Origin of the sequence: Streptomyces sp. NPDC088261 (genome assembly GCF_044740805.1) — a bacterium.
In the GTDB taxonomy this organism is placed as follows: Bacteria; Actinomycetota; Actinomycetes; order Streptomycetales; family Streptomycetaceae; genus Streptomyces.
The window spans coordinates 46,800-68,260 of record NZ_JBIURL010000012.1 but is presented as its reverse complement, the minus strand read 5'-3'; the positions used below and the strand labels follow the sequence as shown (position 1 = coordinate 68,260).

Annotated in this window: 20 protein-coding genes and 1 tRNA gene; 8 read left to right on the top strand and 13 right to left on the bottom strand. The window is 72.4% G+C overall.

The genetic code is table 11. The features are described from left to right. Positions 1-3 precede the first annotated feature (3 nt). The 3 genes from ACIODU_RS22885 to ACIODU_RS22875 form a co-directional block, all read right to left on the bottom strand. Positions 4-555 carry a DUF4383 domain-containing protein gene (locus ACIODU_RS22885; protein WP_356422752.1) on the bottom strand — a complete coding sequence of 184 codons (552 nt, stop codon included), beginning with the start codon at positions 553-555 and terminating at the stop codon, positions 4-6. 329 nt (positions 556-884) lie between these two features. Beyond that, complete coding sequence (locus tag ACIODU_RS22880; protein ID WP_356422594.1) at positions 885-2,249, bottom strand: hypothetical protein; 1,365 nt, start codon at positions 2,247-2,249, stop codon at positions 885-887. Between the two features lie 73 nt (positions 2,250-2,322). Beyond that, positions 2,323-3,123, bottom strand: coding sequence for a DUF4097 family beta strand repeat-containing protein (locus tag ACIODU_RS22875; protein WP_401769686.1), 801 nt, complete (start codon positions 3,121-3,123; stop codon positions 2,323-2,325). Positions 3,124-3,320: 197 nt separating this feature from the next. Here ACIODU_RS22875 and ACIODU_RS22870 point away from each other — a divergent pair. The 3 genes from ACIODU_RS22870 to ACIODU_RS22860 all read left to right on the top strand — a co-directional run bounded on the left by ACIODU_RS22870 (position 3,321) and on the right by ACIODU_RS22860 (position 5,323). Further along, positions 3,321-3,395, top strand: a tRNA-Val gene (locus tag ACIODU_RS22870). Positions 3,396-3,667: 272 nt separating this feature from the next. Continuing rightward, positions 3,668-4,789 carry a hypothetical protein gene (locus ACIODU_RS22865; RefSeq protein ID WP_401769685.1) on the top strand — a complete coding sequence of 374 codons (1,122 nt, stop codon included), beginning with the start codon at positions 3,668-3,670 and terminating at the stop codon, positions 4,787-4,789. A 261-nt stretch (positions 4,790-5,050) separates the two neighbouring features. Then, positions 5,051-5,323 carry a DUF4873 domain-containing protein gene (locus tag ACIODU_RS22860; protein ID WP_161308570.1) on the top strand — a complete coding sequence of 91 codons (273 nt, stop codon included), beginning with the start codon at positions 5,051-5,053 and terminating at the stop codon, positions 5,321-5,323. Between the two features lie 61 nt (positions 5,324-5,384). On the opposite strand, the gene sigJ is transcribed toward ACIODU_RS22860, so the two are convergent. Next, positions 5,385-6,320, bottom strand: coding sequence for an RNA polymerase sigma factor SigJ (gene sigJ, locus ACIODU_RS22855; protein WP_401769684.1), 936 nt, complete (start codon positions 6,318-6,320; stop codon positions 5,385-5,387). A gap of 143 nt (positions 6,321-6,463) precedes the next feature. On the opposite strand from sigJ, the gene ACIODU_RS22850 reads away from it, so the two are divergent. Further along, positions 6,464-6,907, top strand: a complete 444-nt coding sequence (locus ACIODU_RS22850) for a helix-turn-helix domain-containing protein (RefSeq protein ID WP_161308572.1) — start codon at positions 6,464-6,466, stop codon at positions 6,905-6,907. A 22-nt stretch (positions 6,908-6,929) separates the two neighbouring features. Here the strand turns inward: ACIODU_RS22850 and ACIODU_RS22845 are convergent, their stop codons facing one another. Beyond that, positions 6,930-7,430 carry a PaaI family thioesterase gene (locus ACIODU_RS22845; protein WP_356422603.1) on the bottom strand — a complete coding sequence of 167 codons (501 nt, stop codon included), beginning with the start codon at positions 7,428-7,430 and terminating at the stop codon, positions 6,930-6,932. A 95-nt stretch (positions 7,431-7,525) separates the two neighbouring features. On the opposite strand from ACIODU_RS22845, the gene ACIODU_RS22840 reads away from it, so the two are divergent. Then, positions 7,526-7,801, top strand: a complete 276-nt coding sequence (locus ACIODU_RS22840) for a DUF2277 domain-containing protein (RefSeq protein ID WP_401769683.1) — start codon at positions 7,526-7,528, stop codon at positions 7,799-7,801. A gap of 51 nt (positions 7,802-7,852) precedes the next feature. Here the strand turns inward: ACIODU_RS22840 and ACIODU_RS22835 are convergent, their stop codons facing one another. The 7 genes from ACIODU_RS22835 to ACIODU_RS22805 form a co-directional block, all read right to left on the bottom strand. After that, positions 7,853-8,590 (bottom strand): DedA family protein, encoded by a 738-nt coding sequence (locus tag ACIODU_RS22835; protein WP_401769682.1) that lies wholly within the window; start codon positions 8,588-8,590, stop codon positions 7,853-7,855. Between the two features lie 235 nt (positions 8,591-8,825). Next, positions 8,826-9,299: a DoxX family protein gene (locus tag ACIODU_RS22830; protein WP_401769681.1), complete on the bottom strand. Its 474-nt coding sequence runs from the start codon at positions 9,297-9,299 to the stop codon at positions 8,826-8,828. 64 nt (positions 9,300-9,363) lie between these two features. Beyond that, the gene (locus tag ACIODU_RS22825; RefSeq protein WP_401769680.1) at positions 9,364-11,469 is read right to left on the bottom strand and encodes an FAD/NAD(P)-binding protein; all 2,106 of its coding nucleotides are present in this window, start codon (positions 11,467-11,469) and stop codon (positions 9,364-9,366) included. Between the two features lie 174 nt (positions 11,470-11,643). Beyond that, the gene (locus ACIODU_RS22820) at positions 11,644-13,410 is read right to left on the bottom strand and encodes an alkaline phosphatase D family protein (protein ID WP_401769679.1); all 1,767 of its coding nucleotides are present in this window, start codon (positions 13,408-13,410) and stop codon (positions 11,644-11,646) included. 164 nt (positions 13,411-13,574) lie between these two features. Continuing rightward, a complete protein-coding gene (locus ACIODU_RS22815) occupies positions 13,575-14,228 on the bottom strand; it encodes an HNH endonuclease family protein (RefSeq protein WP_327236822.1) in 654 nt (217 codons plus the stop codon). Positions 14,229-14,574: 346 nt separating this feature from the next. Further along, the gene (locus ACIODU_RS22810) at positions 14,575-15,255 is read right to left on the bottom strand and encodes an HAD-IA family hydrolase (protein WP_401769678.1); all 681 of its coding nucleotides are present in this window, start codon (positions 15,253-15,255) and stop codon (positions 14,575-14,577) included. Positions 15,256-15,353: 98 nt separating this feature from the next. Further along, a complete protein-coding gene (locus ACIODU_RS22805) occupies positions 15,354-16,322 on the bottom strand; it encodes a peptidoglycan-binding protein (RefSeq protein ID WP_401769677.1) in 969 nt (322 codons plus the stop codon). A gap of 896 nt (positions 16,323-17,218) precedes the next feature. Between ACIODU_RS22805 and ACIODU_RS22800 the strand changes: the two genes are divergently transcribed. Next, positions 17,219-19,270, top strand: a complete 2,052-nt coding sequence (locus ACIODU_RS22800) for a DHA2 family efflux MFS transporter permease subunit (protein ID WP_401769676.1) — start codon at positions 17,219-17,221, stop codon at positions 19,268-19,270. A gap of 30 nt (positions 19,271-19,300) precedes the next feature. Here ACIODU_RS22800 and ACIODU_RS22795 read toward each other — a convergent pair whose 3' ends face one another. Next, on the bottom strand, positions 19,301-19,798 hold the full coding sequence (locus ACIODU_RS22795; RefSeq protein ID WP_401769675.1) for a GNAT family N-acetyltransferase: 498 nt from the start codon (positions 19,796-19,798) through the stop codon (positions 19,301-19,303). A 120-nt stretch (positions 19,799-19,918) separates the two neighbouring features. Between ACIODU_RS22795 and ACIODU_RS22790 the strand changes: the two genes are divergently transcribed. Both ACIODU_RS22790 and ACIODU_RS22785 read left to right on the top strand, forming a co-directional pair. Beyond that, positions 19,919-20,539, top strand: coding sequence for a hypothetical protein (locus ACIODU_RS22790; protein WP_356422631.1), 621 nt, complete (start codon positions 19,919-19,921; stop codon positions 20,537-20,539). Then, complete coding sequence (locus tag ACIODU_RS22785; protein WP_401769674.1) at positions 20,539-21,294, top strand: hypothetical protein; 756 nt, start codon at positions 20,539-20,541, stop codon at positions 21,292-21,294. Before ACIODU_RS22790 ends, ACIODU_RS22785 begins: the two co-directional genes overlap by 1 nt. Positions 21,295-21,461: the final 167 nt, after the last annotated feature.

The window sequence follows — 21,461 nt, the reverse complement described above, 5'->3', positions numbered from 1 at the left end:
GTGTCAGCCCACGCCCACCCGGTTCCGGCCGCCCCTGGCCCGCCGGCGCTGTTCCCGCTCGGCCTGTTCCGGGTGGCGGGCCCGCCAGTACGGGTTGTCGTGGGGGAGGCCGCCGCTGACTCTCCCGTACATCCCGAAGAACATCAGCAGGATGCCGACCACAAAGCTGAACAGCACGTTCTGCATGCGGAACGCGAGGAAGTTGTGGCCGCTGTCGAGCAGCGCGAGATTGACGAAGCCGCTGCCGATGAAGACCACGCCGAAGAACGCGTTCAGGGTTGAGGCGACGTTGCCGCCGATCACCATGCCCGCGAAGAGGATCAGACCGACGCAGAGGGAGATGACGCTGAGCGTGCCGTTGGTGTTCAGGCCCGCGACGGTGTCGCTGCCCGTGGTGAAGAAGCCGAGCTGGTCGATCAGCCCGAGGATCCCGAAGACCAGCAGCGCGAGGCCGATCAGTCCGGCGCCGACGCGGTAGACCTGGTTGAGCTTGTGATCCACGGGGAGGGCTTCGTCGATCCGTACGCGCCGCCGCGGCCGGGACGGGAGCGGCAGCGTGCTGGGCCGCCGGGACTCGGGGGGCTCCGACCTCGGCTGCTGGGATCGGGGCGGCCCGGACCTCGGCTGTGGGGATTCGGGCGGCCTGGACCTGGGCTGCCGGGATCCGCGCCGTCTGGACCTCGGCTGCTGGGATTCGGGCGGCCCCGACCTCGGCCTCCGGAACCTCGGCGGCGCGTGTGGGTGCAGGGACCGGAGCGAGGGGAGAGTCATGGGGGATCTCCTTCAGGCCGTACGTACCCAGGGGGATCGTGTCTTTTCTCCCTCCACGATCCGCCCGCCCCACCCGCCCCACAAGTCGGGCGGTGTCGGGTGCGCGCCGCCCGTCAGGCGCCCGCCCCGCGCTCCTCGCGGATGTCGGCCACCACATGCGCCACCGACTGCCGTACCGCCTCGGTCTCCGTAAGAAAGTGCCAGTAGTCGGGATGCCGGCCCTCCAGGCCCGCCACCGCCCGGTCCAGCCGGGCCACGGACTCGTCCAGCGGCCGGGCGTGGCGCGGCTCCGGCACGCTGCGGCCGGCCATCGCCAGCCTCTGCGCGTCACGGATCGCGAACCGGGTGCGGTCGATCTCGTGCTGCGGGTCCTTCGACACGGCGTTCAGCCGCTGCAACCGGTCACCGGCGGCCGACACCGCCTCGTCCGTACTGTTCAGCAGCGCCCTGACCGTACCGAGCAGGGCCGTCGCGTCCGGCCACCGCTGCTCCTCGCGCGCCCTGCCCGCCTCCTTGAGCTTCTCCTCGGCCTGGCGGACGGTGGTCGCCGCGTGCTCGGGGACGTGCTGGAGGTCCTGCCAGCACTCGGCGGTGAACCGGCGGCGCAGCTCGCTCAGGACCGGCTCCACGGCGCCCGAGCGGGTGGTGAGGGCCTGGGCGCGGGTACGGAGCGACACCAGCCGGCGGTCTATCTCCCTGGCCCGCTCGGGGAGGCGGTCCGCCTCGGCCCGTACCGCCTCGGCGTCCCGCAGCACCTGGTCCGCGCGCTGGAGGGTCTGCGTGACGCCGTGCTGCCCGGCGCCTTGGTTCAGCTTGGTCAGCTCGGGGCCGAGCTGGGCGAGCCGGGCGGCGAGGTCGTCCGCGCGCAGGCCCGAGGCCCGTACGGCGTCGAGCGCGTTGCTGGCGGCGAGGAGACCCTGCCGGGCGCGCTCCACGGCGGGGGCGAGGCGGGCGAGCTGGGTCTCGGCCTTGTCCAGGAGGGGCCCGAGGCCCTGCTCGAACCGGTCGAGGTCGCCCTTGACCCGGTCCAGCTCGTCCTTGGCCTTCGTCAGTTCCGTACGCGCCTTGGCGACGCTCGACGGGTCCAGGTCGTCCCGGTCGAGGTCGTGGGCGTCGACCGCGCTGATGTAGCCGCTGCTGACCTCGTCGATGCGGTGGCCGAGGGCGGTGAAGTCGCTCACGGCGCGTCGCGCGCCGGGCGAGCTGTCCACGGCGGTGATCGTCTCGATGGAGATCCGCAGGTCGCGCTGGGCGGTGTCCAGCTCGTAGAAGGCGGCCGCGGCGGCGTCCTTCGCCGCCTGCGCGTCGGCCCGCTGGCTCTCGCCGCGGCCCCCGAACCAGCGCCGCGTGCCCCCGCCGGCGAACGCCCCCGGCAGGATCGCGATCGCCAGGGGCAACGGCAGCAGCAGCACCGTGAGGACATCACGGACGGCACTCGCCTTCGCTCTTACGTGCGGCTGCGCGTGTGTCGCCGTCACATCCCTCTCCCGTGCCGAGTCCGCCCTGCCCTGGTCCATTCTCCCACCAGGTAAGGACGAACACACGGGCCCGTTAGTTCGCGCTTCGGACCGTGACTTGTCCGTTGTCGCTGCGCGCCTTCACCACGTGCGTGCTGTTCCTGTCGGTCGGTACGTCGACGTCGGCCCTGCCGTTGTCGCTGTCGGCGGTCACCGCGTAGGCGGTCTTCGACCTGGGGAGATCGATGACGATCCTGCCGTTGTCGCTGGAGGTGTCCACGGAGTCGGGTACGGCGGTGAGGGCGAGGTGGACGGAGCCGTTGTCCGCCTTGGCGGTGACGGTCCTGGCGCGGACGCCCTCGGCGACGATCCTGCCGTTGTCGCTGCCCAGGTCGAGCGTCCCCCCGGAGTCCCGGACGGTCACGGAGCCGTTCCGCGCCACCAGGCTCAGCGCGGTGTCGAAGCCGGTCGCGAGGACCTTCCCGTTGTCCGCCTCGACGCTCACGGCGACGCCGCGCGGCACCTTCACCCGGTGCCGCGCCTCGCAGTCGCTGGCGACGGCGTCGCACTTCACGCGGAGCGTGAGCGTCCCGCCCGACATCCGCCACTCGGCGTCGGGCCCGTTCCCCAGGAACACCCAGCCGTCGACCTGCCGGGTGACGTCCACGGTCTTCACGTCGGCGGGGACGAGCGTGACCGACGAGTTCCCCGCGTCGATGGTCAGCTTCTTGCCGGAGAAGGCGAACGACCGGTGCTCGACGGGCGCGTCGGACACGTCCGACCCACCGCCGCACCCGGTGACGGCGAGCGCGAGCAGCGCCCCGCCCCCGACCGCGAGCAGCGCGCGAACACCCCGGCGGGTGCGGCGGTCGGCGCGGTCAACGAAAGCGTCCACAATGATCGTCCCCCCATAGATCCTGCGCAGGTCCGGCCTGCCCTCCCACCGTACGAACGCCACCCCACCCAAGCCGATCCGGCGGCCCACCGTCTCGAGGGTGGGGCTAACCCCCGCACCCCCCGTCCCCTCCGCGCCCGACCCCAATGGGTTTGCGGCCCGGCCCCCTTGTCCATGTACGCTGTTGCCTCATCCACGGGTGCGTAGCTCAGGGGTAGAGCGCTGCTCTTACAAAGCAGATGTCGGCGGTTCGAACCCGTCCGCGCCCACCAGCAAGAAGCACGACGAAGCCCCAGGTCACCGGTACGGAACCGGGATCCTGGGGCTTGTCCGTTCCTGAGCCGCGACGTCGTGCCACTCACGTGCCGGACGCGTTTGCCGGGCTCTGCCGGCCGGACTTTCCTGACCCGCTCGCCGACGTGCGGGGCGGTGGCGCGGATCGCGGCCCGGTACGACCCGGCTCGGCGTACGCGGCGCTCGATGACATCGAGGAACAGTCGCTTGCTGTCCTGGCCACCCCCGCGCCCTTGAGGATGATGCGCGAATGAATGATCAGGTTCCCGCTGTCCTTCCAGCGCTGGTGTTCGATCGGGAGTACGTGCCCGTGCTCGTCGGCGGCTCGGTAGTACCCAGGCGCTTCACGGTGGGCGGTGCCAGTGTCGTCATAGGCCCGGCCGGAATGGTGATCATCGCGGAAGCGAGTGACGCACGCGCCAAAAGCGGTGTGTGGAACGCTGAGGAGGTCCGCTTGATCGGGCCCGCACCGGCGCCGGTCACGGAGCGACTCGTGGGGGTGCCCTGGGGGGTGGACGAAGGCTCGTTGCCCATCCACATCGCGGCCCGCGTCGGAGGTGAGGTTTTGTACCTGGGCACCGCTCAAGTGAGCCAGGCCGGCACCTCCGACGGTGTTCTCACCGACTGTGAGCTGCGCTTTGAGGCACCCTTGAGCAGAGAACTCCTCAACCGAGTACGGCCACCACTTCCACCTGAGCATTTGCCGGACTTGGAGTGGCTGGGGAATGTGGACGGTGACCGTGCGGCAGCTCTCGAGCAGTTCGTCACCGGCTGGTACCCCACCGCGGACGCCACCGAATCGCCCACCGGTGACTCCGCGTCACGCCTTCCCGGTGGACTGGGACAGCTGTACCGGCTCGCGAAGCAGCGGCCGCGTGCCCTCGGAATCCAGAACAGGATCCTGCCCGAGCCAGACCTGCCCACCGACCACCTCGGGGAGATGCTCGTCTTCGGCGTCGAGAACCAAGGAGGCTTCTTCTGGTCACTCCTGTGGACGCTTGAGGGACCTGAAGCCGATCCGACTGTCTGGTTCCGTGAATTCGACGAGGAGCCGATCGCCGAACAGGAACCGCTCAGCGGCTTCCTGATCCAGTTCTCCCTCTTCGAGGCCTCCATGGGCGCCGAATACCTCGCCCTGCCCCGCAGACTCACCGCACCACAGGTCGAGCAACTCACGGAAGCCCTCCACCTTGTGCCCCTGCGTCCCTTTTGGCCCTGGGCGCCCACCCGCTTCTATGTGGCCCCCGGCCTCGTCATGCATGTCAGCAGCGAGGATGGCGAAGCATTTGATGCCTGGGCCGGCGCCACCCACCGAAGCGCCCTGGACCCGCTGGCCGACCTCCCTGTCGACTGGAACCGCTTCGATGGCTGATTGCCCCAAGAGACCAGCTGATGGTCCGGCGCGGAGCCGCGCGTGTCCTCCGGTCCCGAGGGCTACTTCGGTCGAAACCTCGACGCCTTCGCGAGACTCTCGGCTACCCGGAGACGGTGACTGGCTGCTCAAAATCTTCGAAGATCGCGCTCCTGGCGTCCTGCGACTCCGGTGACGGGCCATGGGACGCTTCGTCCGGGCCGGGGGGCTTTTGGGTGCGTGGTGGCGGGGGGTGGGTGCGGTGGGGCGCACACTGGGGGGATGAGCAACTATCAGGGGCCCGCGACCCTCATCGCCGGGGACTCCGCCATCGAGGTCGTCGCGACGTTGAGCGGCAGTCGGAGCGGTGACGTCAGGCAGTGGGGCGGCAGTGCGCAGACCGGGGAGGTGGCGGAGGGCTTCCTCGCGGCCATGGAGAGCGGGGACGTGACGATCCGGCTGCCCGACGGGCAGGAAGGGGTCGTCGTCGCCACGACCACCGCCATCGGGAGCGGGAGGCTGCGGATTTCTGGGAATGGGGTCATTCCTTTTTAGTGCGGTTGGTTGTGGTTGGGTCGGTTCCGGTTCGGTTGGTTCTGGGTCCCTCGGTTCTGGGTCAGTTGGTCAGGGTCGTTAGTTTGTCTGGGTTTGTGATGTTGTAGATGTCGCTCACCCGGTCCCCCTCCGGGGTCAGGTCCACCACCAGCACCGCGAACGGGGACTCCCCGCTGAACAGCACCGCCGACGGGTCCCCGTTGACCCGCCGGTAGCGGATGCTGAGGTCCTCGGGCGCGTGCGTGGCGCGGGCGACCAGTAGGCGGGCCACGTTGTCGCTGCCGTGGACCGGGCGGGGGCCCGCGGCCCTGGACTTGCCTCCGCCGTCGCTCCAGAGTGTGACGTCCGGGGCGAGGAGGCGCAGCAGCGCCGCCAGGTCGCCGCCGAAGGCCGCGGCCACAAAACGTTCGGTGACCTGCTGCCGCAGTTTCGGGTCGGCGCGGTAGCGGGGGCGCCGGGCGTGGACGTGTTCCCGCGCGCGGTGGGCGAGTTGGCGTACGGCGGCGGGGGTACGGCCCAGGATGCCGGCGGTCTCGGTGTGCGCGTAGCCGAACACCTCGTGCAGCACGAACACCGCGCGTTCCAGCGGGGTGAGCGTCTCCAGCACCACCATCATCGCCAGCGAGACGGATTCGGTGCGCTCGACCGCCTCCGCCGCGTCCCCGGTGTCCGTCGTAGGCGTGGCGACCAGGGGTTCCGGCAGCCAGGAGCCCACGTACGTCTCACGGCGCCTGGTGATGGCCGCGCGGCGGGCCACGGCCCCGTTCACCGCGATCCGTACGAGATAGGCCCTCGGATGCTCCACGGGGGCCGCGTCCGGGGCCGCGCTCCTGGACGCCCACGCGAGCCAGGTCTCCTGGAGAATGTCCTCGGTGTCGGCCACGCTGCCGAGCATGTTGTAGACGAGGGAGAAGAGCAGTTCGCGGTGGTCGGTGAACACCTCCGTGGGCGTGGAGGGGGTTTCCTTCGGCGGCTCTTCGTTCGTCGTGTCGGGCATCGTGGCCTCCTCTTTCGCTCCGTTCCCGTCCTGAGAGCCGCCGGCGCCCCGGAGTGTGACATCCCGGCCGCGCGGGAGCGGGCGTGCGCGAGTGGCCGCGCGCGACCGGCCGACCGCGCGTGCCGTCCTTCTACACTCGGGGAATGCGCTGGAGCGAGATCGGTGAGGTGGACTGTTCGATCGCCCGGGCCTTGTCCGTGGTGGGGGACCGCTGGACGCTGCTCGTCCTGCGCGACGCCTTCGCGGGGGTACGGCGGTTCGAGGACTTCCGGAGCCGTACCGGCGCCTCCCGGCCGGTGCTCACGGAGCGGCTCGGCACGCTCGTCGAGCACGGGGTGCTGCGGCGGGTGCGGTACCAGGAACGGCCGGAGCGGTACGAGTACCGGCTCACCGAGAAGGGCGTCGGCCTCTACCCCGTGATCGTCTCGCTGCTCACCTGGGGCGACCGGTGGATGGCGGGCGACGACGGCCCGCCCGTACGGCTGCGCCACGAGACCTGCGGGCACACCATCGCGCCCGAACTGTCCTGCCCCGACTGCGGCGAGGCCATCGACCCGCGCCGGATGATCCCCTCGGTCCGGGCCTGACCGGTCCCCGCTCCGGGGCGCCCTACGGGCGCAGGATCAGGCAGGTCGTCGTCGCGTGGGCGACCAGCTTGCCGCGCTCGTCCGTGACCCGGCCCTCGGCGGTCGCGGTGCGCCGGCCCACGTGGATCGTGGTGCCCTCCGCCGTGAGCCGGCCCGCGTCCAGGGCGACCGTACGGATGTAGTTCACCTTCAGCTCCAGCGTCGTGAACCCGACACCGGCGGGAAGCGTCGAGTGCACCGCGCAGCCCACGACCGAGTCGAGCAGCGCCGCGGCGATACCGCCGTGCACCGAGCCGAGCGGGTTGGCGAAGTCCGGGCGCGTGGTGAGGGACATGACCACCCGTCCCTCCTCGACCTCGTCGAACGTCATCCCCAGCAGCCGCCCGATGGACGGCACGGCGTCGGGCCGCTTCTGGGCCCGGCGGAGGAGTTCCAGGCCGGTCAGGGTGGCGAGATCCACCGGATCGGGTCCGGTCACCGGATCGGGTCCGTGCAGCGGATCGGCCGGGTCGAGGAGAGTCATGCGGGCGAACTTATCAGTTCGGTTTTGTGACTGACCAGTGCCGCCCGGCCGCCGAACGCGGGACACCGGAAGGCCGGACGCGGCACACTGGAGGCATGTGCCGCAGCATCAAGACCCTCCGCCCGCCCGTCCTCCCCGAAGAGGCCACCGAGGACGACATCAGGGCCGCCGCCCTCCAGTACGTACGCAAGGTGTCGGGCTTCCGTGAGCCCGCCGCCCACAACCGCGAGGTCTTCGCGCAGGCCGTGGACGAGATCGCGGAGGCCACGGCGAGGCTGCTCCATGGCATCGAGGTCCGGGGCGGCTCCAAGCGGGCGACCACCGAGGCCACCGAGGCCACCGAGGCCGTCAAGGAGACCGCGGACGCCTGACCCCTGAGCCGTCCGCCCCCCGAGTCGCAAGAGGAGCCCGCGCCCGCCGCCCTAGGACGCCGGTACCGGCTCGGACGGCGCCGGCTGCGCCTGGACCGGCACCTGTACGGACTCCGCCAGGTCCGCCAGGGCCGCCTTCGCCCGGCTCGCCTCCGCCGCCTCCTGGGCCGGCCGGCGCATGAGGTACGCGGCCAGGGAGCCCGCCGCGAACAGCGCCAGTACGGACAGCGCCGCGCCCACCCAGCTCGCGCCCAGCCACTGGCCGCCGAAGTAGCCGAGGCCCACGCTGTACCCCGTCCACGCGACCGCCGCCAGCGCCGACCAGGGCAGGAACTCCTTCACCTTGCCGTGCGCCGCGCCCGCGCCGAGGGACACCACCGAGCGGCCCGCCGGCGCGAAGCGCGCGATGACGACCAGGATGCCGCCGCCCGCGCCGAGCGCGCCGCCGAGACGCTTCTGGGCGGTGGTCAGCCGGCGGGAGCGCGCGATGGCCCGGTCCAGCCGGTCGCCGCCGCGCCACGCGAGCCGGAACGCCGCCAGGTCACCGAGGACGGACGCGCCCGCCGCGCAGAACATCAGGATGAGGAGCGAGGGCACCTCGCGCGGGACGCGGGCCACCTGGTCGGCCGCGTTGACGACCGTGCTCGTACCGGCGGCCGCCGCCGTCGCGGCCGTGATCACCAGCACGCCGCTGGGTAGGACGGGCAGAAACACGTCCAGGAGTACGGAGAGAGCCACGACGGCGTAGATCCATGGGCTGCCCGTCAGCGACCCCAAACTGTCCAACACTTTTCCGACTCCCCGCCCGATCCTGTGAACAACGCCGCGTAGTCGCAGGAGTGCAGACAGGAGCAGCTTGCCAGCCATACAGCGTACGCCTGAAGGGTACGGGCCGACGCGCCGGGGCGCCCGGAATTTCCAGCCTTTCCCGGGAGCATGCTCTTACGGCCTTGACGGTGCCCCGGCCGCCAGGGGAGGCCGGGGCACCGTCAAAAGCGCATGAAAGGGATAAGTCGGTACGAGGTCAGGCGGCCACCGGCGCCGACTGTTCCTTCCGCTCCTCCCCGGAACCGGACCCGGACCCGGATCCGCGACCCGCGCCGCCGGACCCGCGCGAGGTGAAGAGCTGGTCCAGGGCGAAGGCGCCCGGGCCGGTGAAGACGATCAGCAGGAACGCCCAGCAGAAGATGGCCGCGCCCTCGCCCTGGTTCTGGATGGGGAGGAGCGCCTCCGGCTGGTGCACGGTGAAGTACGCGTACGCCATCGAGCCCGAGGAGATGAACGCGGCGGTCCTGGTCCCGAGGCCGAGCAGGATCAGCGCGCCCCCGACCAGCTCGATGAGGGCGGCGTACCAGCCCGGCCACGTACCGGCCGAGGTGGCGTCCTTGCCGAAGAGTCCGAAGACCGAGGACGCGCCGTGGAACGCGAAGAGGAGTCCTACGACCACCCGGAACAGTCCGAGTGCGTAGGGCTGTGCGTGGTTGAGGCGTGCATTCATGGGGGGTTGTACTCCTTCGATCAATGGTCTGGACCGATGAGTGGCTCCCTCACGTTAGGTATCCCTAATCAATGCTTGCAAGTTCAACATTTGGGCGGCGATCAATTCGCGCCGCGTCCTGTTTCGCGCCTCTGACCAGGATGTCCAAGGTGGCACGTGCCACCGCGTCGGTCTCCGAGAGCATCACGGAGTCGACACCCGGCCGCGCGCCCGCCGCCGTCACCCAGTGCACTCCCTCGGTCGGCACGCCCAGCGCGAACCTCCGCGGGTGGGGCTCCCCCTGACGGTCGATCAGGTGGTACGGGCGACGTGTTACATCCAGGCCACCCGTCTCGTAACCACCGACGGTGTGCGGCCGGCACTGACCCGTCTTCAGCAGCCGCGAGAGCAACGGGTCGCAGCCGCGCCGCAGATCCGGTTCCGGGAGCCTGGCCTCCACGAGGGTCGTGGCCCGTACGGCCGATCCCGGCACCTCGGGGGACTCGGCCACGAACACCCCGTCCTGCACCCGTACGTTCATCCGCGGCCCGATCACGTCGAGCACGCCCGCCTCGATCAGGGCGGTCATCTCCTCGATGCGGCGGCGGGGCGGCCCGATGGAGAGGAACGCGTTCAACGGCGTGTACCAGCGGTCGAGATGATCACGCCGCGAGGAACCGGACAGGCCGGCGTGGTCCACGATCAGCCGCAGTTCGTTGCGCAGGTCGCGCAGGACGTCCAGGGCCGCCTTGACCGGGCCCGCGACATTGCCGAGCGCGGCCTCGGCGGCGTCCTTGCGCAGATGGGTCAGCAACCAGGCGCGGTGATCGGCGGGATCGAGGAAGACCCGGCCGCCGTACGGGCGGGAGATCCGGTCCCAGGACCAGCGCGCGGCGGCCTCGAATCCGGCGTCCTCCAGGACGGCGGACTCCTGCGGGCTGCCGTGCGGCGCCACGAGGAAGCGGTCCAGGAAGGCGGGCAGGGGGACGGGGGAGGCGGGGCCCGCGCCCGTGGCCAGGACCGTCGCGTAGTAGACCGCCTCCACCTCCTTCGCGACCAGCGGCCATATCTCCGTCAGGAAGTCCGGCCGGTCGCCGTCGTCCGCGCGCTTGCGGAACGCCGCGATCACGTCCGGCGTCAGCACCAGCGGGCGGTGCCGCTCGGAAGGGCCCTTCGCGTTGTCCCCGCGCGCCTGGTACGGGATCCCGCGCCGCGATCCCGCGTACAACTCGGGCTCGCGGCCCGACGGGTGGTATACGAGGACACCCTCGGTGTCGCGAGCGAAGATCCCGCCGCGGCCCGCCGTCAGCAGCGCCATGTGGTCGAAGAAGTTGAGGCCGAGCCCGCGCAGGAGCACCGGTGCGCCGGGAGCGATCCCGGAGAGGTCGACATCGGCGGGATTCGAGGGCGGGACGTAGCGCAGACGGTGACGCTCCGCATACTCCGCGAGTACGGCCTGGGTCTGACCGAAAATCACCGGTAGGTGACCTTGGGCGAGCACCACGGCGGAGAGCCCGGAGAGCGTCGTCCCGTTGTCGAGGGTGAGGATCTGGCGGGGGCGGCGGAGGGCGGGGCGTCCTGGGCCGCCCGGGACGTTCGCGTCCGCGTTCTTCGCAGTGGACAAGTCCGTCGCGTCCGTCGAGGCCGCCGGGTCCGCCAGATCCGTGAGGTCGTCATCCAGACGGATCGCCCGCGCCCGGTGCACCACCACCGTCACGTTCTCCGGGGCGTGGTCCGCCGTACGCCGGAACGCCCACTCCAGATAGCGGCCGTACGACGCCCGGCTCGGGTAGTCGTCGGGGCCGAGGCGCTCACCGGGCCGGTCCACGGCCCACTCGTACAGACTCGGACCCGGCCGTATCGGCCCCTCGCACGCCACGGTCGGGTCGGTGAACACCGTGACCTGCGAGGCGACCGTGTTCATCAGCAGCTCGGCGGGCTGGTCGGTGCGCCAGACCCGCCCGGCGCCCGGCGGCTCCGGGTCGACCACGTGCACCGTCAGCGGGACGTCCGGGGCGAGTTCGGGCACGGACGCGCAGAGTCTTTCGAGAACCGAGGTGCCGCGGGGGCCGGCGCCGACGACGGCGAGGGAGTGGGGCAGAGGCTGCCGTACATCGGACAAGCTGTGGCTCCCGGGACATGGGGGGTGGAGGAAGGGAAGGCCGCCACTGGAAGCGGATCGTCCGCTCATCATGCCGTTGGTCCGCCGGGAGTCGAACCCTTGGGCGGGGGATCACCCTCTGTGGGAAGGATCACGGAGGGGTGGGGGCAAGGAAATCAAGGGGGTTCGGGAAAGAGTTTGTGCGGATCGCGCATTCGGCGCCCCCGGGGCGGTCGGAGTGGTCCGACCGCCCCGGGCGGCTTGTCACGGAGTCAGGGACCGCTCCTGTACGGTCACCAACTCCGCGCCGCCCTCCTTCGCGAGCGCGTGATCCAGCCTCAGGTCGGCGGACCGGCCACGCAGCGTCAGCGTCATCAGCTGGTTGCCGAACCACGGGCCGCCCGTCCTGCGCCACGAGACCGACGAATGGCCCACCCGGCCGTGCCGCCTGAGCGCGCGGCCCAGGCCCCGGCCCAGCCGGCTCCAGCCGAACCGGAAACCGATCTTCATCGAGGCGGGGATGGAGTTGTGCACCGGCGAACAGGTCAACTGGAGGACCCGCGCGTCCGGTCCGCCCGAGCCGTCCGTCCAACGCGGTTCGGCGATGTACGCGTGATGCACGTCTCCCGACAGTACGCACACGGTCGCCGGCGCCCCCGGGCCGCTGCCGGCCTCCGCTATCAACGCGGCCAGTTTCTCGAAGGACTTGGGGAAGGCCGCCCAGTGCTCCAGGTCGGCCCCCCGGCGCAGCCACTCGCCGAACCGGGCCCAGCGCGGGCCGCGTTCACCGCCGCAGAGGGCGGAGTCCCAGGACTCGACGTCGTGGATGAAGGGCGGGAGCAGCCAGGGCAGGGACGTACCGACGAGGAGATGGTCGTACGATCCCCGCCCGTCGCCCGAACCCTGCCCGTCGCCCGAACCCTGCCCGCCGTGCGACCCCTGCGCGCCGGACGGCTCCCGCCCGTCGAGGGCCTGTTCGCGGACCCACCGCTCCTCGCCCTCGTCGAGCATCGCGCGCTCGCTCTCCTTCAGGACGCGCGCGGCCCGGGAGTCGACCATGACCAGTCGCGTACGGCCGAAGTCGCGCCGGTAGCTCCACCGCACCCCCGCCGGATCGCGGTCGGCCTCGGAGGCGAACTCCCTGAGCCGCTCCGTGCCGTCGGACGCGGCGCGGACCTCCGCGTACACCTCGTCGGTCTCCAGTTCGGCGGGGGAGAGGTTGCCGAGGTGCTGGTAGACCCAGTACGACATCAGCCCGCTGAGGACGCGCTCCTGCCACCAGGGCGTCTCGCGCATGTCGGCGACCCAGGCGTCGCTGGTGTTCCAGTCGTCGATCAGGTCGTGGTCGTCGAAGATCATGCAGCTGGGGACGGTGGAGAGCAGCCAGCGGACGTCCGGGTCGCCCCACGACTCGTCGTACAGATGGCTGTACTCCTGATAGTCGGCGACCTGTTCGCCGGGCGGCTCGCTGAGGTCACGGCGTTTCGCGAGCCAGCTCTGGGTCGCCTTCGAGGTCTCGTCCGCGTAGACCTGGTCGCCGATGAGCAGGAGGACGTCGGGGCGTTCGTGCCCCTGGCCGTCCGGGCCCGTCGCGCGGGTCCCGCCGGTCGCGGTGGTCTCGGCGGCGATGCGCAGCGCGAGGGTGTCGAGGGCGTCGGGGCCGACCGGGTCGGGCTCGCCGTGCGGCGGGGACGCCCAGCGGCAGGAGCCGAAGGAGACCCGCAGGTCGGTCGTGTCCGCGGTGGGGCTGCGGATCACGCTCGGCGGGAAGCGGGACTCCTCGGGCGGCCAGACGCGGTGGCCGTCGAGCACCACCTCGTAGGGGGTGGCGGTGCCGGGGGTCAGCCCGGTCACCGGGATCAGGGCGTAGTGGTGGCCGGCGACGGTGAACGTACGGGAGGTGCCGTACGCCCCGTCCTCGCACCGTACTTCGGCGGTGCACGGCCGGTCGCTCTCGACCCAGACGGTCGCGGTGCCGCGGCCGTCCCAGTCGACGTACCGCAGCAGTGGTCCCAGGCGCAGCCCGGTCATGTTTGCCCTCCTCCGTCGTTCCGTACGGTACGGAACGACGGAGGGACGTGGCGAGTGGGGCGGGTGATCAGAGCGCGGATCGGGGCGCGGATCGGGAAACGTTCTCCGGTCCGTGGCCTGTTCGTGGCCCGTTCGCCGTCGGTCGGCGGCCGGTCGGCGGCCGGTCAGCAGCCGTTCAGGATCGACTGGAGCGCGCTCTTCTCCGCCGAGTCGACCGACAGCTTCCAGTAGTACTTCACCTGCACCCAGGCGCGGACGTAGGTGCAGCGGTACGAGGTGACGGACGGCAGCCAGGTGGCCGGGTCCTGGTCGCCCTTGGCCTGGTTGACGTTGTCCGTGACCGCGATGAGCTGCGGCCGCGTGAGGTCGTTGGCGAAGGACTGCCGCTGGGAGGTGGTCCAGCTGCTCGCGCCGGAACGCCAGGCCTCGGCGAGCGGCACCATGTGGTCGATGTCCACGTCGGCGGCGGCGGACCAGGTGGCGCCGTCGTAGACCGAGAACCACCGGCCGCTGGTGGCGGCGCAGCTGGAGTCCTGGACGACGTTCGTACCGTCGCGCTTGAGCACGACCTCGCGGGTGTTGCAGGCGCCGGACTGGGTGATCCAGTGCGGGAACAGGTCGCGGCTGTAACCGCTGGAGGAACCTTCCGCCTTCACCGTCAGCTGCGTGAGGTACGTACGGGCGGTGGCGGCGCTGACCGGCGTGGGGAGCGCGGCCTGGGCGGTGGGGGCGGTGAGCAGCGTGGCTGCCGCGGCGAGGGCGGCGGAGACGGCGAGGACGGCGGTGCGGCGAATTCCACGCGCGTAGACACCAGACATGCGGACTCCCTTGTGGTGGGGGTGTGGAGAGAGCTGTACGACGACCGCCCGCAATCGTCGCGGTGGCGGGTTTCGTGGGGGTGGGCGTCAGGTAACAGCGTGACGACATGTGCACGTCATATCAAGAGGTGGACGCGCGTTGATTCGGGGTGGTGTGGGGGTTGTTGCGTGTGGTGGGGGGCGTACGGGGGGCGCGGGGCGCCCAGTTGGGGGCCGCGGTGGAGGGGGTGGCGGAGGTGCTGGTGGTGCGGTGGTGGTGCGGTGGTGGTGCGGTGGTGGTGCGGTGGTGGTCACCGTCGGCCGGGGGGCCGGGAGTTCGGCGGGGCGCTCCCGACCCCCCGTACCGTCAGGCCGTGAGGTGGAGGCGGATCCCGCCGCCGTCCGGGAGGGCTTCCACGCGGACGTGGGTGAGGTCTTCCACGTGGGCGGTGGGGGCGTGGGGCAGGGCGCGGGGGCCGACGCCGACCACGCGCATGCCGGCCGCGCGGGCCGCCGTGATGCCCGCCTCCGAGTCCTCGAACGCCACGCAGTCCGCCGGGGCCAGGCCGAGGGCCGCCGCGCCCTGGAGGAAGCCCTCCGGGTGGGGCTTGCTGGAGGTGACCGACTCCGCCGTGACGCGGAGGGCGGGGAGGGGGAGGGCGGCGGCCTTCATGCGGGTCGTGGCCAGGGTCTCGTCCGCCGAGGTGACCAGCGCGTGGGGCAGACCGGCGAGGGACGCCAGGAAGGCGGGGGCGCCGGCGACGGGGATCACGCCGTCCGTGTCGGCGGTCTCCTGGGCGAGCATCACGCGGTTGTCGGCGAGGTTCTGCTCCACCGGCCGGTCCGGGAGCAGGACGGCCATGGTGGCGTGCCCCTGGCGTCCGTGGACGACCTTGAGGGCCTCGTCCGGGTCCAGGCCGTGCTCGACCGCCCAGCGGCGCCACCAGCGCTCCACCACGGCGTCGGAGTTGACGAGGGTGCCGTCCATGTCCAGGAGGAGGCCACGGGTCGTCAGGACGGTCGTGGCGGGCGTGGGGCTGGCCGGCATCGGGGGGCTCCAGGGGGTGCGGGAAGAGGCAAGCGGCCCCGACCGCCGGTCAGGGAGTACGTCCGGAGCCGCTTTGTTCAGTGATTGTACAAAGTGGGTCAGTGGCGTCGGCCGGGGCCCTGGTGATCCCGCCCGGGCCCGGCTCCCTGCCCCGGCCCATTGCCCGTCCCCTCCGCTTCCAGGGCTCTGCGCGTGTCCGGGCCGTAGACGCCGCGCGGGTCGCCGCCGATCTTCCGGTAGATCTGGTACGCCGCGACCGCCACCTGTACGCGCTGGTCGAACTGGCCGTCCGGGGCGCCCTGGTAGAGCAGTATCCCCGCCAGCCGCTGCTGGAGCTCGGCGACCTCGGGACCGGAGTCGCCGAGACGCAGCGCACCGCCCGCGAGAGCGGGGGGAGGCGTGGACGTGCTGGGCGCCGCGTCGGCCGGGCGGTCGGTGGGGGTGCTCGTGTCCGAAGGCCGTTTTGACGGTACGGCCTTCGGCGGCGCGGAGGCCGCCGGCGGCTCCGACGCGGACGCGGTGGGCGCGGAGGCGGCGCCGTCCGCCGCGTCCGGGGTCGCGGAGCGCGGCGGGGTCGCGCTCGGCCGCTCCGACGGCGGGGCGTCGGGGGCGGACGCGGTGGGCCGGGAGCCCGCGAGGCTCTCGTCCACCTGCGTGGGGTCGGAGTCGTCGCCGGAGAACAGTCCGCCGGCGAATGCCGCCGTCCCGAGCACCGCGACCGCCGCCGCGCCGAGCGCCACGGCCTTGAGGGGGCGCCGGCGATGCGGCGCCGGGGTGGCGCGCGGCGGCGCGGCGGGCCGCGGGGTGCCGTACGGGACGGGCGCCGCCAGGGGCGGCAGCGGGCCGGCCGTGACGAACGGGGCGCGGGTCTCGTCGTTCCCCGTGGGCAGGGACACGTACGGCCGGACGCGCCGCTCGTCGAAGACCTCGGCGGCGGCGATCTCCTGGCTCCGCCCGGCCCGGTGGGCCCGGGCGACCCGCCCGGCACAGAAGCACCCGGGCCCGCCACCGACACCGGTGACGGTCCCGCACTCAGGACACACCCGCCCGCCGACCTCCCCCCTCACGCCCGCCACCTGATACCCCGCACCCCCACCGACCACGCCACCGCCCCACGTCTCGCCACCAACGCCACCCCCGGCGTTCGCCCCCTCGCCGGATCCGACGCCCAATCCGCCACCGGCCCCCGGGTCCGCGCCCGCGCCCGGTCCGGCGCCCGCCGCCGCGTACGCCGCCCCTGCCGTCATCACGCCGGGTCCGGCGTGTGCCCCCGCAGTCGGCCCTTGGGCCGGTCCGCCCCCTGCCCTGCCGGGCGTTCCGGCAACTGACGTCGCGTGCGCTGTCGCGCCGGACCGCGCGCCGGGCCCGGCGACTGCCCCCGCGCCAGGGGCGCCGGTCGCCCCGGGGGCGTCCGGCTCCCTGCGGGCCGCCGCGCCCGATGGTGCGTTCCGCCCGGCGGCCGGCCTCGCGTTCGCCCCTGCGGATGGCGCCGCGCCCGGGCCCGCGGCCGGTCCGGCGTTCGGCTGTGCGTTCGGCTCGGCGGTCGGCGCCGGTCCGGTGGCCGGCCCCGTGGCAGACCCCCGGCCGGGACCGGACGCCGTCTCCGGTGCGGTGGCCGGCCCGGTGTCCGTGTCCGTGGCCGGTTCCGGCTCGGGCCCCCGGCTCGCGGCGGGCTCCTCGACCGGCCCGGTGCCCCCCGGCCCCGTGCCCGGCCCCCGTCCGGCGCCGCCGGGCCCCGGCCCGTAGCCGTTCCGTTTGTTGTTCACAGTGGGTCCCCTCCCCTTGAACCGGCGATTATGCAGGCCCTCCCTCCGGCCCGTGTCGGCGGCCGGGTGACCTGGCGGGGGTTTGGCGGGCCGTAACGGGACGCGACGGTCAAAAAGGGCAGGATGGGTGGGCGGGCCGGGGCCGGACGGAGGGCCGGCGGGGCCGGGTGGTGCGGGGGTCGTGGAGGAGGCGGGGCATGGCAGCTCAGGACGCGGGGGAGCGGGCCACCAGTCCCGTGCCCGGTGAGGGGCAGAGTCCGCGCGCCGTACTCGCCGCCATCAGCGCCCTCCTCATGGGCCTCCTCCTCGCCGCGCTCGACCAGACCATCGTCTCCACCGCCCTCCCCACCATCGTCAGCGAGCTGGGCGGCCTCGACCACCTCTCCTGGGTCGTCACCGCCTACCTGCTCGCCTCCACCGCCGCCACCCCCCTCTGGGGCAAGCTCGGCGACCAGTACGGCCGCAAGAAGCTCTTCCAGACCGCCATCGTCATCTTTCTCGTCGGGTCCGTCCTGTGCGGGATCTCCCAGAACCTGCCCCAGCTCATCGCCTTCCGCGCCCTCCAGGGCCTCGGGGGCGGCGGCCTGATCGTGCTCTCCATGGCGATCGTCGGCGACATCGTCTCGCCCCGCGAACGCGGCAAGTACCAGGGCCTCTTCGGCGCCGTCTTCGGTACGACCAGCGTCCTCGGCCCGCTCCTCGGCGGGTTCTTCACCCAGCACCTCAGCTGGCGCTGGGTCTTCTACATCAACCTCCCCATCGGGATCGTCGCGCTGCTCGTCATCTCCGCCGTCCTGCACATCCCCGTACGCAGGACCAAGCACACGATCGACTACCTCGGCACGCTCCTCATCGCCTCCGTCGCCACCAGCCTCGTCCTCGTCGCCTCCCTCGGCGGCTCCACCTGGGCCTGGGGCTCCCCGCAGATCATCACGCTCGCCGCCGTCGGCCTCGTCCTGCTCGCCGTCTTCCTCCGCGTCGAGCGGCGCGCCGCCGAGCCCGTCCTGCCGCTGCGCCTCTTCCGCATCCGGACGTTCACGCTCGTCGCGGTCATCAGCTTCGTCGTCGGCTTCGCCATGTTCGGCGCGCTGACCTTCCTCCCCACGTTCCTCCAGGTCGTGCAGGGCGTCACCCCCACCCTCTCCGGCGTGCACATGCTGCCGCTCGTCGCCGGGCTGCTCCTCACCTCCACCGCATCCGGCCAGATCGTCAGCCGTACCGGCCGCTGGAAGGTCTTCCCGATCCTCGGCACCGGCGTCACCGCCGTCGGACTCCTCCTGCTCCACCAGCTCAAGGAGACCAGCGGCACCGCGGAGATGAGCGCCTACTTCTTCGTCTTCGGCGCGGGCCTCGGGCTGGTCATGCAGGTCCTCGTCGTGGTCGTGCAGAACTCGGTCAGTTACCAGGACCTCGGCGTTGCCACCTCCGGCGCCACCTTCTTCCGGTCCATCGGCTCCTCCTTCGGCGTCGCCATCTTCGGCACGATCTTCAGCAACCTCCTCCACAGCAAGCTCGCCGACACCCTCGCCCGCCGCCCGCTGCCCCCCGGCGTCAGCCCCGACAGCCTCGCCGAGGACCCGCGCGCCGTCAGCCGGCTGCCCGCCGCGCTGCGCCCCGACGTCCTGCACGCGTACGCCTCCTCCATCACCGACGTCTTCCTGTACGCCGTGCCGGTCGTCCTGCTCGCCTTCGCCGTCGCGTGGTTCCTCAAGGAGGACACGCTGCGCGGCTCGGTGACCGCGCCGGAGGCCAGCCAGACCCTCTCCGCCAACCCCGTCGAACGCTCCTCCCACGACGAGGTGGCCCGCGCCCTGTCCGTCCTCGGGACCCGGGAGGGCCGCCGCCGGATCTACGAGGACATCACCGCGAAAGCGGGGTACGACCTGCTCCCCGCCGCGAGTTGGCTGCTGCTGCGGATCCGCCGCCAGGGCGCGGTCGAGCCCGGCCTGCTCGCCGACTCCGTCCCCCTCCCGGTCACGGTCGTCACCGACGCCGCCCGCCAGCTGGAGGAACGCGCGCTCGTCCGCCGCGAGGGCGTGCAACTGACCCTGAGCGCCAGGGGAGTCGAGGCGGGCGACGTGCTCGCGGACGCCCGCTCGGAGTCCCTGGCGGAACTGCTGGGGGACTGGTGGACCCCCGAACGGCCCACAGACCTGGTGCAGTTGGTACGGGAACTCACGGCGGAGCTGTGCGGCTCCGACGGCGAACGCCCGCGCGGCCCGGACGCGCCGAGGGACCACGCCGCCTGAACGGACCGGCCGGTGGCGGGCGTTGCCGGGTCAGTCCGCCAGCCGCTTGCCGTACCAGATCTCGCTGTACGGTCCCGGCTCCCCGTACGCCGGGATCTCCCCGTATCCGTGTTTCCCGTACAGCCCCCGCGCCTCCACCAGGTCGAGCCGCGTGTCGAGCACGATCCGCCGTGCCCCCAACCGCCGCGCGGCGGCCTCCAGGGCCGCGAGCAGCGCGCCGCCCCCGCCGGTGCCGCGAGCGGCAGGGACCACGTACACGCGGGTCAGTTCGGCCGTCGGGAGACCGGTCTGCCCCGCCAGCAGCCGCACTCCGCCGCAGGCCGCCGCCTCGCCGCCGTACCGCCCCACCACGAACTCCCCGGCCGGCGGCACCAGCCCGTCCGGCGGGTCGTCGGCGAGGCCCGCGTCGATCTCCGCCTCCGTCGCCGGCCGGTGCCAGTAACGGCCCGCCACCTCGGCGTAGTAGGCGCGGCGCAGACGGGTCGCCTCCGGGGTGGCGAACGGCTCGGGACGTACGGACCAGTTCATGGTCCTTTCCCTACCGGCGGCCCGGACTGTTTGGCCAGCGGATTACGGGCAACCCGGATGCCAGAAGCACTTACTTACGAGCTTACGAGCCGGGACGAGTAGAGAAACAGGAAGGCAACCATGTCCACAGTCCTGATCGTCATCGGTCTGATCGTGGTCTTCGTGATCATTGTCGGTGCCGTCCTGTACGCCGGACCCGGCAAGGGAAACGGGCGGGGCGGGCTCAAGCGCCGCTTCGGCCCGGAGTACGACCGCGCCGTGGCGCGGCACGACGGTGACACCAAGGCCGCCGAGCACGAACTGGCCGAGCGGGTCAGCCGCCACGGCGACCTGCACACCCAGCCCCTCTCCGCCGAGCAGCGCGAGCAGTACGTGGCCGCCTGGGCCGGACTCCAGGAGCGCTTTGTCGACGCGCCCCAGGAGGCCGTCGCCCAGGCCGACCAACTGTTGGCCCGGCTCGCGGCGGAGCGCGGCTACCCCGACACGGCGTACGACGACCAGCTCGACGCCCTCTCCGTCCACCACGCGCACGAGGTGGACGGCTACCGGACGGTTCACCACGTGGCCTCCGACGCCGGGAGCGGCGCGAGCACGGAAGAGCTGCGCGAGGCCATGGTCGGCGCGCGCCGGCTCTTCGAACAGCTGATCCTGGCCCGTCCCGACGAGAGCGGTGGCATCCGCCACGGGAACGCCGGCCGGAACCGGAACCTTTCACTGCGACCCAAAGGGAGTGGTGCGTGATGACGTACGACCCGAACAGCACCGATAAGACCGACACCAACGACGGTATGAACAGCGCGAACGGCGACCGCGGCACCGACAGGGCGGACCGTACGAGCACCCCGGACCGTACGGGCACTCCGGACCGTACGACCGACGCCGGCACCCCCCGCACCACCGCCGCGGACCTGCCGACCGGGCCTCCCGCCACCCCCGAGGCGCGGGACGGCCGCGAGGTGAAGCGCCCCGTCCGTACGCCGGAGGCCCCGTCCCGCGGCGCCACCGCGGACACGGACAAGGACGCCGCGGACCGTACGGCGACCGGCTCGGACCGCACGGCAACGGACTCCGACCGTACGGCGACCGGCACAGACCGTACGGGGACCGGCTCGGACCGTACGGCGACCGGCACCGCTACCCGCCCGTCGGCCGGCACCACCACCGGCACCACCACCGGCAAGGCCCCCACCCCCGGCCAGGCCGACCACGCCAAGGCCCGGTTCTTCCCGCAGGACGAGAGCGACAAGCTCAACCAGCGTCTCCAGGACGCGCTCAGCTCCTTCGTCGACGGGCCCAGGCGCTCCGTCGAGGAAGCCGCGGGCGTGCTGGAGGAGACGGCCGAGCGGCTGAGCAAGGTGCTCGCCGAGCGCCCCCGTTCGCTGCGCGCCGACTGGGACACCTCCGGTCAGGGCGACAACGGCGGCAAGGACACCGAGGACCTCCGGCTCGCTCTCCAGAGCTACCGCGAGGTGACGGAACGGCTGTTGCGCATCTGACGCGCGGCTGAGGCACGCGCCCTCACGGGCGCGGCCCGACAGACCAGGAGGCGGCGGGCAAGGGACGGCCCGCCGCCTCCCTTCCGCATGTCCGCACATCGCCTTCCTTCCGCGGGTCCGTACGTCCGCACATCCGCGACCCCGCGTACCGCTCGCGGGCGCGTCGT

Excerpts from the sequence above, each read along its gene's own strand:
- ACIODU_RS22865 (WP_401769685.1), top strand. The coding sequence starts at position 3,668 with ATGAATGATCAGGTTCCCGCTGTCCTTCCAGCGCTGGTGTTCGATCGG.
- ACIODU_RS22860 (WP_161308570.1), top strand. The coding sequence starts at position 5,051 with ATGAGCAACTATCAGGGGCCCGCGACCCTCATCGCCGGGGACTCCGCC.
- sigJ (WP_401769684.1), bottom strand. The coding sequence starts at position 6,320 with ATGCCCGACACGACGAACGAAGAGCCGCCGAAGGAAACCCCCTCCACG.
- ACIODU_RS22850 (WP_161308572.1), top strand. The coding sequence starts at position 6,464 with ATGCGCTGGAGCGAGATCGGTGAGGTGGACTGTTCGATCGCCCGGGCC.
- ACIODU_RS22845 (WP_356422603.1), bottom strand. The coding sequence starts at position 7,430 with ATGACTCTCCTCGACCCGGCCGATCCGCTGCACGGACCCGATCCGGTG.
- ACIODU_RS22840 (WP_401769683.1), top strand. The coding sequence starts at position 7,526 with ATGTGCCGCAGCATCAAGACCCTCCGCCCGCCCGTCCTCCCCGAAGAG.
- ACIODU_RS22830 (WP_401769681.1), bottom strand. The coding sequence starts at position 9,299 with ATGAATGCACGCCTCAACCACGCACAGCCCTACGCACTCGGACTGTTC.
- ACIODU_RS22825 (WP_401769680.1), bottom strand. The coding sequence starts at position 11,469 with ATGAGCGGACGATCCGCTTCCAGTGGCGGCCTTCCCTTCCTCCACCCC.
- ACIODU_RS22820 (WP_401769679.1), bottom strand. The coding sequence starts at position 13,410 with ATGACCGGGCTGCGCCTGGGACCACTGCTGCGGTACGTCGACTGGGAC.
- ACIODU_RS22815 (WP_327236822.1), bottom strand. The coding sequence starts at position 14,228 with ATGTCTGGTGTCTACGCGCGTGGAATTCGCCGCACCGCCGTCCTCGCC.
- ACIODU_RS22810 (WP_401769678.1), bottom strand. The coding sequence starts at position 15,255 with ATGCCGGCCAGCCCCACGCCCGCCACGACCGTCCTGACGACCCGTGGC.
- ACIODU_RS22800 (WP_401769676.1), top strand. The coding sequence starts at position 17,219 with ATGGCAGCTCAGGACGCGGGGGAGCGGGCCACCAGTCCCGTGCCCGGT.
- ACIODU_RS22795 (WP_401769675.1), bottom strand. The coding sequence starts at position 19,798 with ATGAACTGGTCCGTACGTCCCGAGCCGTTCGCCACCCCGGAGGCGACC.
- ACIODU_RS22790 (WP_356422631.1), top strand. The coding sequence starts at position 19,919 with ATGTCCACAGTCCTGATCGTCATCGGTCTGATCGTGGTCTTCGTGATC.
- ACIODU_RS22785 (WP_401769674.1), top strand. The coding sequence starts at position 20,539 with ATGACGTACGACCCGAACAGCACCGATAAGACCGACACCAACGACGGT.